Raw genomic sequence first — 13626 nt, 5'->3', positions numbered from 1 at the left:
CACTACGCTGCGGGGGCTTTTGGCTTTGTGGCTGTTATTACTTTTTGCCGGCGGGCTTGCGGTTGCCCGTGTGGCCGTCGCCGTGGTCACCCTGGCCGGGCTTGCTGGTCACCTGGGAGTTGTGGCGGTCGTCCTGGGAGAGGGAGCGGTTCAGGTCCACGTTGCTGGTAAACTCGCCCTTTTCATTACGGCGCACGTAGCGCTTGTCGCCGGGCGTGGGCTCTATCAATTCGCGTTTGCTAGACATGAGATTCAACGGGTAGGTACCCTCCTGATACGTACCCCCATGCCGCCGGTTGGCCTATTTCCCCAGCAATTTTGCCACGTACTTGCCCACAATATCAAACTCCAGATTCACGCGGTGGCCGGGGCGCAGGTCCTGGAAGGTGGTGTGCTCGTAGGTGTAAGGAATGATGGCCACCGAAAAGCCGTCGTCGGTGCTGTTGAAGCAGGTCAGACTGGTGCCATTGATGCAGATGGAGCCCTTCTCTACGGTTACGCGGCCGGGGCCGGGCTCGTGGCGGAAGCGAAACAGCCAGGAGCCGTTCTGGTCCTCCACTGCTTCGCACTCGGCCGTGAGGTCCACGTGGCCTTGCACGATGTGTCCATCAAAGCGGCCACCCGCCGCCAGGCAGCGCTCCAGGTTTACCCTCCGACCCGGTGCCCACTGGCTCAGGTTGGTTTTTTGCAGGGTTTCGTCGATGGCGGTTACCACGTGGGTGCCGGCCGCTGCATCCACGGCTACCACCGTCAGGCACACGCCGTCGTGGGCCACGCTCTGGTCGATTTTCAGCTCCGAGGCAAAGCCGGAAGCTACGGTGAAGTGAATATTGGTGGCATCCCGACGCACGTCGGTGATGGTGCCTAAGGTTTCAATGATTCCGGTGAACACAGAGTGAATGCGCTAAATGTGGTAAATACGACCAGCAGGCTGGGAGCAAAGTAGCAAAACACGCTTGGTACGGATGAAAGTTTTCACACTCCTTGCCTGTGCTGCATTGCCCACATCGTCCGCTATTTCCCCCGGCCTTCAATAATGATTTTCAGCGTGTAGAGCAGCACCCGGAAGTCCATGGCCAGGCTCATGTTCTCGATATAGAGAATGTCGAACTTAAGGCGCTCTACCATTTGCGGAACGGTTTCGGCGTAGCCATACTTCACCTGGCCCAAGGAGGTGAGGCCGGGCCGCACCCGGTGCAGGTGGCGGTAGTGCGGAGCCAGCTGCATAATCTGGTCGATGAAGAACTGCCGCTCCGGCCGGGGCCCTACTATGCTCATATCGCCCCGGATAACGTTCCAGAACTGGGGCAGCTCATCAAGGCGCACCTTACGCATAAAGCGGCCCCAGGGCGTAATACGGGGGTCGTGGTCGGAGCTCAGGGCCGGGCCCTGCCGCTCGGCATCCACGTACATAGAGCGAAACTTATAGATGCGGAACGGCTGCGCGTGCCTCCCAATACGCTCCTGGGAGTAAAACACCGGGCCGGGCGAAGAGAGCTTGACCATCACGGCTGTAAAGGCATACACGGGCCAGGCCAGCAGCAGAAACAGCACCGATAAAACCACATCGAGCAGGCGCTTCAGCACCCGCTGCCAGGGCGGCAGCAGGTCCTGCTTGATTTCAATGAGTGGGGTCCCGAACACATGGCTCACCTTCACCGAGCCCAGCAGCATCTGGTAAAGGTCGGGCAGGATGCTTACCCGGGCGGGCGTACCCTCCAGCAGGGTCAGGATTTCTTCAATAACCCGGTGCTCGGAAGGCTCAATGGCAATAATGATCTGCTCAACCTGAAGTACCCGAATCAGGGCGGGCAGGCGGCGGTAGGAGCCCCGGGCGGGTAGCTCAGCCGCCAGCGTTTCGTCCACTACCTCTCCCAGGGGCGTGAACCCTACCAGCCGCAGCCCCAGGTGCCGCCCCGTACGGCGCAGTTCCTGGTAGGTGTCGCGGGCCAGGGCCCCGGAGCCCACCAGCAGGGTATTGAAGGTGATGACGCCGCCCCGCACCAGTCGCTGCACGCTGCTCACGGCCCACACCCGCAGCACGGCCGTGAGGGAGAAGTGGAGCAGGAAATAGGCCGAAATGGTTTTGTAGTAGCTGTGGTAGTTCTGCACGCCCTGGTCGTCGAGCAGCAGGGCGAAAAAGATAATGATGGCCCCCAGCACCGACACCTGTCCCAGCCGAATCAGCTCCGAGAGGCGCGACTTGCGAAAGATGTCGTTGTACTCCCCAATCAGGGCGTAGAGCGCCGTCCAGAACCCGGCAATCAGCAGGGCCGAGCCCGAGAGAAAAGCCGCATCGGCCGCGAAGCGGTAGTTGACGTTGATTTCCTGGAGCAGATACTTGCGCAACAGGAAAAAGCACATCCACGCCAACAACGCCGCCCCGAAGTCGGCTCCTATCAGCTTCAGTTTTTGGAGAGTACGAATCAAGAGCGAGGAAACTATCCGGCCGGGCCGGCAATCGGGGTAATTTTATGGCCTAAAGGCGTAATTTCGCGCTCCATTCAAAACCCCGGGCCTGGGCGGCCCAGCTTCTCGGAGTCGCGCAAAGGTAGGAATTACCCGCAATCTGCGCAGAAGGCCTTTATGGGCGCCCCGCCTGGCTCGCCTCATCCGTAGTTGATTCCTCCTCTTCGTCTCATGCACGCCGACACCTACCGCCATCGTGGATTGCGCCGCACCCTGGTGGAGGAGCTGCGCCGCAAAGGTATCCGCGACGAGCGGGTGCTGACGGCCATCGGCACGGTGCCGCGCCATCTGTTCTTCGAGGATGCCTTTCAGCCCCACGCCTACCAGGATAAGGCTTTTCCGATTGGCGAGGGCCAGACGATTTCGCAGCCCTACACCGTGGCCTACCAGACCGAGCTGCTGCAGGTGCAGCCCGGCGAGCGGGTGCTGGAAATCGGGACGGGCTCGGGCTACCAGTGCTGCGTGCTGCTGGAGCTGACCCCGCATGTGTTCAGCATTGAGTACAACCCGGTGCTGTTCGAGCGCACGGCCCGCCGCCTGGCCGCCATGCACCGCCCCGCCCACCTCTTCGGCGGCGACGGTTCCCTGGGCCTGCCCCAGCATGCCCCCTTCGATAAGATTCTGGTTACGGCCGGCTCCCCAGCCCTGCCGCGCCCCCTGCTGCGCCAGCTGCGGGTAGGCGGTGCGCTGGTCATTCCCGTAGGCGATGAGCAAACCCAGCGCATGGTGCGCGTGGTGCGGGAAAGCGAGGAAGAGTTTTCGCGGCAGGTGCTGGAAGAATTCCGCTTCGTGCCCCTGCTGGGCCAGGCCGGTTGGAATAAGTGAAGTGGTGAACTGGTGCAATAGTGAGCTTGACGTTCTATCTGCGCAGCTAGGCTCGTCAGAACGACAAACTCACCACTGCACTACTTCACCATCTCACTACCTCCGTACCTTTGTCAAAATATTCAGACTATCTGCTCCCGCATGCTGCGCAAACAAAAGCCCGTTAAAGACTCCTTCGTTCGGATGACCGAACTCGTGCTGCCCAACGATACCAACACGCTCAACAACCTGATGGGGGGCCGTATGATGCACCTAATGGACGTGTGCGCGGCAATTTCGGCCCAGCGCCACTCCAACCGCATCGTGGTAACGGCCTCCGTCGATAACGTTTCGTTTCGGGAAGGCATCAAGCTGGGCAGCGTGATAACGCTGGAAGCCCAGGTGACGCGCTCCTTCAGCTCTTCTATGGAAGTGCACATCAACGTGTGGGCCGAGGACATTCCGAGTGGCACTAAAATCAAGTCTAACGAGGCGTTTCTCACCTTCGTGGCCGTGGATCAGTCGGGCCGACCGATTGACGTGCCGGAAGCCGTGGCGGAAACCCCGGAGGAAATCAGCCTCTACGATGGCGCACTGCGCCGCCGTCAGCTGCGCCTGGTGCTGGGCGGCCGCATGAGCCCCCACGAAGCCACCGAGCTTAAGGCACTTTTCGACCTGGAATAACCCGCTTGCCTGGTGGCTGTCAGGCCCTGAATATTCCATCTTTTCGGCTGTTACCGGCTCACCGCGCCCCTCCCTATGGATACTGCTGCTACCCTGGCTTTCTTCCAGAACTTCTATACCGATGCCGCGCTCTACGTGGTACCGGAGCCCACGGCTGCTACCCCGGCCGGCAGCCCCGAGGCGGCAGCGGCGCCTACCTCTGCTGCCAGCCTGAACTCCGCGCCGCCTGCTGCCCCGGTGCCTGCTACCCCGGTAGCAGCGGCTGTACCCCTTGCTTTGCCCGGCAAACTGCCTTCCCTGAGCAGCTTGCCTTCGGTAGGGGCCACTCCCCCCTCGCCGCCTGCTACGCCTGTGCCGGCAGCAGTGCCTGCTTCTCCCGCGCCTACCCCCCTGCCGGCCGCAGAGGCTCCGCGCCAGGCTACCACCCTTACGGTAGCGCAACTGCCGGCAGCCGCGGCAGCCCCAGCCGGCCGGGTGCAGCCCACGCCTACCCAGTCGCCGGTGGCGCATATCCCCTTCTCCACGCTGGGCAGCAATGCCAACGGGCTCATTATTCTGGTGCGCCTGCCGGCCGAGGAGTTTAAGAAGCTGCCACGCAACGTATTCCTCAACAACCTGCTCAAGGCCATTCGGCTGATTGTGGAGGACGTGGTGCTGGTGAACGTGGAGCACCCCAGCTACCCAGTGGCCTTGTGCAGCCTGCGTCAGCATCTGGCGGCCAGGCAGTTTCTGGCTTTCGGCAAAAACCTGCTCGACGTGGCCGTGTACACTACCCAGCCCTATGAGCCTGTGCTGCTCTTCGGAGACACCGCCTTCCTGGGGGCCAGCGAAATCAGCATGCTGGAATACGACGCCGGCCGCAAAAAGCAACTCTGGCAGGCCGTGCAGCGCATGTTCATGAGCTAAACGAAACGGCATAAAAAAAGCCCCTCCAGCATTGGCTGCAGGGGCTTTTTTATGCGGCTAATGCGCAGCGCTCTTCTACTTCAGCACCGAAGCCAGGGTAGCGTCCAGAGCCTCGCCGCGCAGGTTTTTCGCAATAATGCGGCCCTGGGGGTCGAGCAGGTACGACTGCGGGATAGACTTGATGCCATAGGTCTGGCCGGCAGCGCTTTCCCAGCCTTTCAGGTCGGAAACGTGAGTCCAGGTGAGCTTATCGGTCTGGATGGCCTTCAGCCACTTACCCCGGTCCTGGTCGAAGGATACGCTGTAAATCTCGAAGCCCTTGGCCTTGAACTTGTTGTAGGCTTTCACCACGTTGGGATTTTCCTGTCGGCAGGGGCCGCACCAGCTGGCCCAGAAGTCGATGAGCACGTACTTGCCACGCAGGCTACTCAGGCTCACGGCTTTGCCCTCGGGGGTTGGCAGGCTGATTTCGGGGGCTTCCACGCCTACGGCCGTGGTCCGTAGGGGCTCCAGGCGGGCCACCAGGGCCTTGGTGTAGCGCGAATCGGGGCGGTTTTTCTTCAGCACGTTCGCCACCGAGTCAGCCAGCGCGAAGTTGTCGTCGGGGTTAATAAGGCTGGTCACCACGAAGGCCGACACCACCGAGTTGGGGCTCTGGCGCACCAGGCGGCTCAGGCTCGCGGAACCTTGCTTTTGCAGCGCCATGGCCTTCTCCTGCAGAATGCTCAGGGAGTCGCGGCGGTTCTGCTCGGCGGCCTGGTTAAAGCGCTGCTCCAGCTGCTGCATCTGCTGGCGCGAGGTTTCCATGGTCCGGCTGATTTGCTGGAGCAGGTCCGAATCAGGGGAGCCTTTCACGGTATAGCTCCGCCCGAACTGCTGGGCGTCGCCGGAAAGCTGCACCTGGCGGCCGTTTTCCAGGGCCACCAGCGCCTGGTTCTGGTCGTTGAGCTTTACCTGGTAGATGCCCGCCTCGGGCAGGCTGCCGCTGAACGTAAACTGCCCCTTCTCATCCACCGTAGCCGTATCGCGCGACACGAATTGGGTTTCGCCTAGCTCGGCCAGATAGACCTTAGTGCCGGCCGGGGCGTTCTGCAGCTGGCCCGTGAGCTGGTAGCTGCTGGCATCGGTAGCCGCCCCGTTGGTACTGCTGGTGGGGGTAGTGTTTTTATTGCAGGCGTTGGTCATGCCCAGCAGGGCGCCTACGTAAAGCAAGCTTTTCATCTTGTGCATCATTCGGAAAACTGACCGGTGATGGCACCGGTACCGTGTGGCTATGGACGTAGAAACCGGCCGCAAGTTGCCACTTTTAGGCGGAATTGCGGTTGGGCTTCCCTGGCCTACCTACACGCGAGGCGCGGGGTTTGGTTCCGGCATTGGCGCCAGCCGGCCAGCGGGTAGTTAATCCAGCGGAATGTATTCCGAAATCTTCTGGCCCAGGGCCCGACCTCTCAGATTATAAGCCAGTACGCGGCCCTCCGGGTCGAGCAACACCGAGTACGGAATGGAATGCACCCCGTAGGCCTGGGCCCCGGCGCTCTGCCAGCCGCGCAGGTCCGAAACGTGGTGCCAGGTCAGCTCATCGGCGGCAATGGCCTGGTGCCAGCGGGCCCGGTTCACATCCAGCGACACGCTGTAGATTTCCAGCCCCCGGCTATGAAACTGCCCGTAAATTTTGCGCAGATTGGGACTTTCGGCCCGGCAGGGCCCGCACCAGGAAGCCCAGAAATCAACCAGCACATACTTGCCGCGCAGACTGCTCAGCGCCAGCTTGGTGCCATCGAGCCCGGGCAGGTTGATGTCAGGAGCTTCGGGGGCGGCGCGGGGCGTTGCGGCGGCTGAAGTAGCAGGCACCGCCGGCCGCTGGCAGCTACCGCCGCTTAGCAGCACTAGCAGCCCAATAAGAGTTCGGCGCATCATAAGGGGGTAGTGAATTGAAACCAAATGGAATAAATAGCCCTACCCCCAAGTAAACAAAAAACCACCGGCCGCCGGGCCGGTGGTTTTATATTGAATGTAGCGAGGCCTAAGCGTCGAGCTTTTGGCGCAGCAGCTGGTTGGCCATCTTGGGGTCGGCCTTGCCGCCGGTCAGCTTCATCAGCTCACCCATAAACATGCCGGTTAGCGACTTTTTGCCGGCGCGGTACTCGGCTACTTTGGCCGGGTTGGCGTCGAGTACCTGCTGAATCATGGCTTCCAGCGCACCGGCATCCGACTGCTGCAACAGGCCTTGTGCTTCGGCAGCGGCAGCGGCGGTTTGGGCAGGGTTTTCGAGCAGGTACGGGAACAGCTGCTTGCTAGCCACCGAGTGGCCTACCTTGTTCTCATCAATCAGCCCGATGATATCGGCCAGGTGCTGGGGCGTGAGCGGGAACTGGTCGAGGGTTAGGGCCCGCTCGTTGAGGTAGGCTTTCACGGGGCCGGTTACCCAGTTGGCGGCGGCCTTGGCGTTGGTGGTCAGGCGCGTCAGCTCATCGAAATACAGAGCCACGTCCTTGTCGGCGGTCAGCACGTTGGCGTCGTAATCCGAGAGGCCCAGCTCGCCGGTGAAGCGGGCGTAGAGCTGCTGGGGCAGCGCCGGCAGCTCGGCCTGCACGCGGTGCAGCCACTCGTCGTCGATAATAACCGGGGGCAGATCGGGCTCCGGGAAGTACCGGTAGTCGTTCATGGTTTCCTTGCTACGCTGCCCGCTGGTGGTGCCGGTCTGCGCATCAAAGCCCCGGGTTTCGCTGTCGATTACCTCGCCGGCTTCGGCCAGGGCAATCTGCCGCTCAATCTCGTACTCAATGGCCCGCTGCACGTTGCGGAAGGAGTTCATGTTCTTGACCTCCACCTTGGTACCAAACTGGTCGGCGTCCTTGAGCATCACCGAAATGTTGGCGTCGCAGCGCAGAGAGCCTTCCTCCATGTTGCCGTCGCAGATGCCCAGGTACTGCACCAGTTTCTTGATTTCAGAGAGGTAGGCGTAGGCTTCCTCGGCGTTTCGGATGTCCGGCTCCGACACAATTTCAATCAAAGGCACCCCGGCCCGGTTCAAATCCACCAGGGTTTCCACCTCGCCCGCCAGGTGCATGCTCTTACCCGCATCTTCCTCCATGTGGATGCGGGTAATGCCGATTTTCTTGGTCGAGCCATCCGAAAGGCGCACTTCTACGTGGCCGCCGGTGCAGATGGGGGTTTTGTCCTGGGTAATCTGGTAGCCCTTGGGAAGGTCGGGGTAGAAGTAGTTTTTGCGCGCGAACAGGTTGTCGCGCCGGATCTGGCAGTTGGTGGCCAGGCCCATTTTCATGGCGTACTCCACGGCCGTGTAATTCACGCGCGGCAGCGTGCCGGGGTGCCCCAGCGTGATGACACTGAGGTTGTTATTGGGCAGAGCGCCGTACTCGTTTTCGTCGGAGGAGTACATTTTGCTGCGCGTGAGCAGCTGGGCGTGTACTTCCAGACCAATGACGGGCTGGTATTTGGCTTTGATGCTTTCGTCCATAAATCGTTGATGCGCGCTGCTAAGGCTGATTGCGCTGATTTTTTTGCAAGGTAAGCACTATTCCGCCGGGCCCATAAACTTGTCATTCCGAGCGGAACGAGGAATCTGGGTGAACCACCAAGGCAACCCCGATTTCTTGCTCCGCTCGGAATGATACTGCAGGCCCTACCCCTCCTTAATCGTTGAACACCGGAATATAGGTAGCCTGGAAGGCGTTGCCAGCCTGGTTGTAGGCCTGAGCCAGCTTCTGATTCTGGGTGTTATACAGGTTGATAAAGCCGTTGAATTTATCGGCGTCGGTTTTGGTAAGAGCGTCTTTGCGCTCCAGCAACTCCTTCATCTGGGCGGCCTGGGTGGCGGCAAAGCCAGCATAGAATTTCACCAGGTTGCGGGCCGCGTCGCGGTAGCGGGCGTCTTTGCCCCGGAAGGCCGGAATGGCCGTTAGCTCGGTGGTAGCGGTTTTGGAATCGGCCACCAGCTGCAGGCGGGCCGCTTCGAAAGCGGCCGGGTCCTGGGCGCTTAGGGCATCGGTGAGCTTGGCCGTGGCCTTTTCAATCCGAAACTGCGCCAGGTACACCTTGTGCTGGTAGCTATTCACCTCCGACACCTGCCGCATATACTCGGCCAGGCGCTTGCCCTCAGGATCGGCGGAAATGGTCATGTTGTGCCGCCGGGCAAAGCGGCGCTGGGCCGCGTCCACCGAGTCGTTGACCACCTGCAGCTTGGCCTCAGCAATTTCCTGGAGCTTAAAATACTGCTCCATGTTCTCGACGGTGGCCGTGCGCGTAGCCGCCATCATATCCACGGCTTTGTAATCCTCGGAGTACACTTTCAGCAGTTGGTAAAACGCCTCGGTGGTTTGCTCCTTGAAGCCTTTATCGTCCTTGAACGCGGGCATTTTAGCCACTTTGTTCAGGGAGGCTTCCGTCTGCTTAATCAGGTCCTGACGCTTGGCGTCAATCTTCTTCTCGTTGTCCGAGTGGGCCGATTTACTGATATAGCGCAGGTTTTTCTTGAGCATGGCCCGCTGCTCGGCTACGATAAAATTGTTGTAGGCGCCAGGATCGGTGAAGGTCTGGGCTGAGGCGGTGGTAGCGAGGCCGGTGAGCAGGCCAGCGGTAAGCAGGAAGGTAGAAAGGCGCATAGAGTATGGTAAGAGGTGATGAAGACTTATTGAGTTAATACATTCCACTGCCTGCAGAATCTTAGCATAGAGTAGAAGTGAGCTAGAGCCCTGACGCCGGCTGATTGCCTGCACGCGGCTTTTGTCTGAACAGAGAGGATTTATTTATAGAGAAAGTGATGGGAACAGTAAAGTACACCGGCACCGGCCGCCCATCTTGTCTTCCAGGCTCGAAACGAGGCAAATTTTTGACTACGTGTACAGCCTCTGTATCTAGCAATGGGTCAACTCCTTTGTCAATGCGCACATTGCTTACCACACCTGTAGTGTCAACGACAAACTTTACGAATACTTTACCTTCCACGCCCCGTCGCAAAGCCTTACCTGGATACCGGGTATTCTGACCAATATATTGCAGCAGCGCTTGCTGACCACCCGGAAACGAGGGCATCACTTCAAATTCGTAACAAGGCATTTCCTGGCCTTGCGGATTGTAACAAGTACCGTTTACCCGCTGATTATCTGCGTATATTTCACGTCTCTTGAGCCTGCCATCGGGGTAATAGACAACTAGCTCTCCTTGCCGTTTACCATCTGCATAGTTCTGCTCGTAATGCAACTGACCACTGGGATAGTGGTTTCTATAAGGACCTGAAGGCTTGCCGTGCTGCATTTCTGAATGCCAGCTCAGGTTTCCGTTTTCATGCCAGCCCTCACTGATGCCATGCACCATATGGCGTGCCAGGTCTTCGTAGAAGATTACGGAGCGAGGTTTGCCGCTTATGTAGAATGTACGAACCGTTGCGGCATTGCCCTCCTTCAGTTCGGTTTCCTCACTGTAAGAGGCCCCTTCGGCGGTAGGCTGTATGTCTCCCTGTTTGTTGAAATACTTAGCAGTAGTAGTTGTTGACGAACCAGTATACTCTTGAGCCTGAGTGGCAATACTGCTCAGCCCAAGACTGAGTAGCAGTAGATGTTTTCTCACTTTATTATGCGGAAATAAGATACGTATCCAAATATAAATGTTGGACGGCTATATATCGGTTATCAGAATGTGTTGATTCCAACTCTGATGTACTTCCCAGTCCTAAAAAACTAGGAACTATAAAAAATTACGGGCCGGGGCGATATTAAATTTTTAATATCGCCCCGGCCCGCTAACGGACTATAGGTGAAGTCATGTATTGCTATACCAGCACCTTGCTCACCAACTCCTCAGCCTTCCCAATAGCAGCACCCAAACCAGCTACGTTCTTGCCGCCGGCCGTGGCGAAGAACGGCTGACCACCGCCGCCGCCCTGAATTTCCTTGGCCAGCTCGCGCACCAGCTGGGAGGCGTTCAGCTTGCCGCCTTTGGCCAGTTCGTCGTCGAGCATAACAGCCAGCTGGGGCTTACCGTCGATTTCAGCGCCGAGTACGGCCACCAGGTTGGGCACCGACTGACGCAGGTTGAAGGCCAGGGTTTTGAGGGCATCGGCGGACGTGGCCTGCACCTGAGCGGCCAGGAAGCTCACGCCGTTGAGGGGCTTCACCTGGCCTACCAGCTGGTCTTTCTGCTGGTTGATGCTCTGCTGGGCAAACTGCTCGATCTGCTTGCGCAGGCCGGCAATTTCCTCGGTTTGCTTTTCGATGCTGGGAATGAGGTGCTGGGGGTTGCCCAGGGCCTCGCGCACCTGGCCTAGCAAATCCAGCTGCTGGTTCACGAAGGCTTCGGCCGCTTCGGCGGTTACGGCCTCAATGCGGCGCACACCTGCTCCTACCGCGCTTTCCGAGGTGATTTTGAAGAAGCCAATGTCGCCGGTGGTGCGGACGTGGGTGCCACCACAGAGCTCTACCGAGAATTCCCGGTCGAAGGTGATGACGCGCACGAACTCGCCGTACTTCTCGCCGAACAAGGCGGTAGCACCCAGAGCTTTGGCCTCGTCGATGGGCACGTTGCGGCGCTCATCCAGCGGAATCTGCTGCCGGATTTTGCGGTTCACGATGGTTTCCACCTGCCGCAGCTGGTCGTCGGTTACTTTGGTGAAGTGTGAGAAGTCGAAGCGCAGCAGCTTCTCGTTTACCAACGAGCCTTTCTGGGCTACGTGGGTGCCTACTACCTCGCGCAGGGCGGCCTGCAGCAAGTGGGTGGCCGTGTGGTTGCGGCGGATCTGGTCGCGGCGGGCATGGTCCACTTCGGCGCTGAACTCGGCATCCAGATCCTGGGGCAGTTCCAGAACGGTGTGCACGATGAGGTCGTTTTCCTTTTTCGTGTCCAGTACCCGCACCTTGCTCAGGGGCGACACCAGGTAGCCCGTGTCGCCAATCTGTCCGCCCGATTCGGCGTAGAACGGCGTCTGGTCGAGCACTACTTGGTACTCGGTTTTGCCTTTGCGGTCGGTGCGGCGGTAGCGCAGCAGGCGGGCCGGGGCCTGCTCCTGGTCGTAGCCCACAAACGCCGGCTGCTCCTCCGATTCCGTTACGATGGCCCAGTCGCTCTGCTCGGCCTCCTGGGCATTGCGCGAACGGCTTTTCTGCGCTTCCAGCTCCGTCTTGAAGCCTTCCTCGTCCACAGTCAGGCCTTTTTCGCGGGCAATGAGGGCGGTGAGGTCCAGGGGGAAGCCGAAGGTATCTGACAGTTCGAAAGCTGTTTTGCCATCGATGCGGTTGCCGTTCTGGCGGGCCGCTTCTTCTAGGGCGTCGAGGCGGCGCAGGCCGTTTTCCAGGGTTTTCAGGAAGGCAATTTCCTCTTCCTCAATCACGCGCTGCACGAATTGCTGCTGGGCCTTCAGCTCGGGGAAGATGTTCGCCATCTGGTCGGCCAGCACGGGCACCAGCTTGTAGAGGAAGGGCTGCTTCTGGTTCAGCGAGGAAAACGCGTAGCGCACGGCGCGGCGCAAGATGCGGCGAATCACGTAGCCAGCCTTCACGTTGCTGGGCAACTGGCCGTCAGCAATGGTGAAGCTGATGGTCCGGATGTGGTCGGCAATAACCCGGATGGCAATATCCGTTTTCTCGTTCTCCGTGGCAGGCTGGTCGTTCACGGTGGCGGGGGCCGTGCCGTGGTACTGCAGGCCGGCCTCGGCGGCAATGAACTGGATGAGGGGCTGGAATACGTCGGTGTCGTAGTTCGACTTCACGCCCGACACGGCCATCATCAAACGCTCGAAGCCCATGCCCGTATCTACGTTCTGCTGAGGTAGTTTTAGCAGCGACTTATCGGCGCGGCGCTCGAACTCCATGAACACGTTGTTCCAGATTTCGACTACCTGGGGGTGGTCGGCGTTAACCAGCTCGGCGCCGCCTTTCTGGGCCACCTCGGCCTCGTCGCGCAGGTCGATGTGGATTTCGGTGCAGGGGCCGCAGGGGCCGGTGTCGCCCATTTCCCAGAAGTTATCCTTCTTGTTGCCGGGCAGAATCCGGTCGTCGGAGGTGTACTGGCGCCACAGGTCCTGGGTCTCGGTGTCGGGGCCGAGCCCGTCGCCTTTGTCGCCCTCGAAGTAGGTGACATAGAGACGGTCTTTGGGCAGCTTGTACACGTCCGTGAGCAGTTCCCAGGCCCAGGCAATGGCGTCCTTCTTGAAATAATCACCAAACGACCAGTTGCCGAGCATCTCGAACATGGTGTGGTGGTAGGTATCGTAGCCCACCTCTTCTAGGTCGTTGTGCTTGCCCGACACGCGCAGGCACTTCTGGGTGTCGGCGATACGCTTGAAGGGGGCTGGCTTGTTGCCGAGGAAGTAGTCTTTGAACGGGGCCATGCCCGAGTTAATGAACAGCAGCGTGGGGTCGTCCTTCACCACGATGGGCGCTGAGGGCACAATGTGATGGCCTTTGGAGGCGAAGAAATCCAGAAACTGCTGGCGGACGTGGCTGGCGGTAGGGAGTGACATGAGACAGGTATAAGGATGCGCCACACCGGTGGCGGCAACAATTTTAGCTACTTTGCCGATGCAGAAATCCGGCTGGCCGGGCCCGAAAGGCATTTGCTGCCAAAGGTAGCCACTTCGCCCGGAAGTGGAAGCAGTACTTGTTGCGGTACTTCGCACTGCTTCGTCTGAACGTCATGTCGAGCTTGTCAAGACATCTCGCGTGCTGACGTATCATTACCATTGCAACGTCAGCACGCGAGATTCCTCGGCTGCGCTCGGAATGACGTTCTGTTCCTTTCTTCCTTTCT

The 13626-nt window shown here is 59.6% G+C and carries 12 protein-coding genes; 3 read left to right on the top strand and 9 right to left on the bottom strand.

The genetic code is table 11. The features are described from left to right. Window positions 1-37: 37 nt before the first annotated feature. The 3 genes from FGZ14_RS05000 to FGZ14_RS04990 form a co-directional block, all read right to left on the bottom strand. Entirely contained in the window at window positions 38-247 is a 210-nt protein-coding gene (locus FGZ14_RS05000) for a hypothetical protein (protein WP_139921832.1), read from the bottom strand. 54 nt (window positions 248-301) lie between these two features. Further along, window positions 302-892 carry a riboflavin synthase gene (locus FGZ14_RS04995; RefSeq protein ID WP_139921830.1) on the bottom strand — a complete coding sequence of 197 codons (591 nt, stop codon included), beginning with the start codon at window positions 890-892 and terminating at the stop codon, window positions 302-304. A gap of 122 nt (window positions 893-1014) precedes the next feature. Further along, window positions 1015-2430 (bottom strand): sugar transferase, encoded by a 1416-nt coding sequence (locus tag FGZ14_RS04990; protein WP_257883342.1) that lies wholly within the window; start codon window positions 2428-2430, stop codon window positions 1015-1017. 210 nt (window positions 2431-2640) lie between these two features. On the opposite strand from FGZ14_RS04990, the gene FGZ14_RS04985 reads away from it, so the two are divergent. From FGZ14_RS04985 to FGZ14_RS04975, 3 genes are all read left to right on the top strand, one after another. Continuing rightward, a complete protein-coding gene (locus FGZ14_RS04985) occupies window positions 2641-3294 on the top strand; it encodes a protein-L-isoaspartate(D-aspartate) O-methyltransferase (RefSeq protein ID WP_139921828.1) in 654 nt (217 codons plus the stop codon). Between the two features lie 141 nt (window positions 3295-3435). Next, window positions 3436-3957, top strand: a complete 522-nt coding sequence (locus tag FGZ14_RS04980) for an acyl-CoA thioesterase (RefSeq protein ID WP_139921826.1) — start codon at window positions 3436-3438, stop codon at window positions 3955-3957. 75 nt (window positions 3958-4032) lie between these two features. Beyond that, on the top strand, window positions 4033-4863 hold the full coding sequence (locus tag FGZ14_RS04975) for a hypothetical protein (protein ID WP_139921824.1): 831 nt from the start codon (window positions 4033-4035) through the stop codon (window positions 4861-4863). Between the two features lie 75 nt (window positions 4864-4938). On the opposite strand, the gene FGZ14_RS04970 is transcribed toward FGZ14_RS04975, so the two are convergent. The 6 genes from FGZ14_RS04970 to alaS all read right to left on the bottom strand — a co-directional run bounded on the left by FGZ14_RS04970 (window position 4939) and on the right by alaS (window position 13339). Continuing rightward, the gene (locus FGZ14_RS04970; protein ID WP_180754500.1) at window positions 4939-6084 is read right to left on the bottom strand and encodes a TlpA disulfide reductase family protein; all 1146 of its coding nucleotides are present in this window, start codon (window positions 6082-6084) and stop codon (window positions 4939-4941) included. Window positions 6085-6261: 177 nt separating this feature from the next. Further along, window positions 6262-6780 carry a peroxiredoxin gene (locus tag FGZ14_RS04965; RefSeq protein WP_139921820.1) on the bottom strand — a complete coding sequence of 173 codons (519 nt, stop codon included), beginning with the start codon at window positions 6778-6780 and terminating at the stop codon, window positions 6262-6264. A gap of 106 nt (window positions 6781-6886) precedes the next feature. Further along, window positions 6887-8344 carry an Asp-tRNA(Asn)/Glu-tRNA(Gln) amidotransferase subunit GatB gene (gatB, locus tag FGZ14_RS04960; RefSeq protein ID WP_139921819.1) on the bottom strand — a complete coding sequence of 486 codons (1458 nt, stop codon included), beginning with the start codon at window positions 8342-8344 and terminating at the stop codon, window positions 6887-6889. A gap of 175 nt (window positions 8345-8519) precedes the next feature. Further along, window positions 8520-9488 carry a hypothetical protein gene (locus FGZ14_RS04955; RefSeq protein WP_139921817.1) on the bottom strand — a complete coding sequence of 323 codons (969 nt, stop codon included), beginning with the start codon at window positions 9486-9488 and terminating at the stop codon, window positions 8520-8522. 82 nt (window positions 9489-9570) lie between these two features. Continuing rightward, entirely contained in the window at window positions 9571-10452 is an 882-nt protein-coding gene (locus FGZ14_RS04950) for an energy transducer TonB (protein ID WP_139921815.1), read from the bottom strand. Between the two features lie 202 nt (window positions 10453-10654). After that, complete coding sequence (gene alaS, locus FGZ14_RS04945) at window positions 10655-13339, bottom strand: alanine--tRNA ligase (protein WP_139921813.1); 2685 nt, start codon at window positions 13337-13339, stop codon at window positions 10655-10657. Between the last annotated feature and the right edge of the window lie 287 nt (window positions 13340-13626).

This window comes from Hymenobacter sp. DG01 (assembly GCF_006352025.1).
Lineage (GTDB): Bacteria > Bacteroidota > Bacteroidia > Cytophagales > Hymenobacteraceae > Hymenobacter.
The sequence above is the reverse complement of the archived record's forward strand: the minus strand, read 5'-3'. Positions and strand labels throughout refer to the sequence as shown.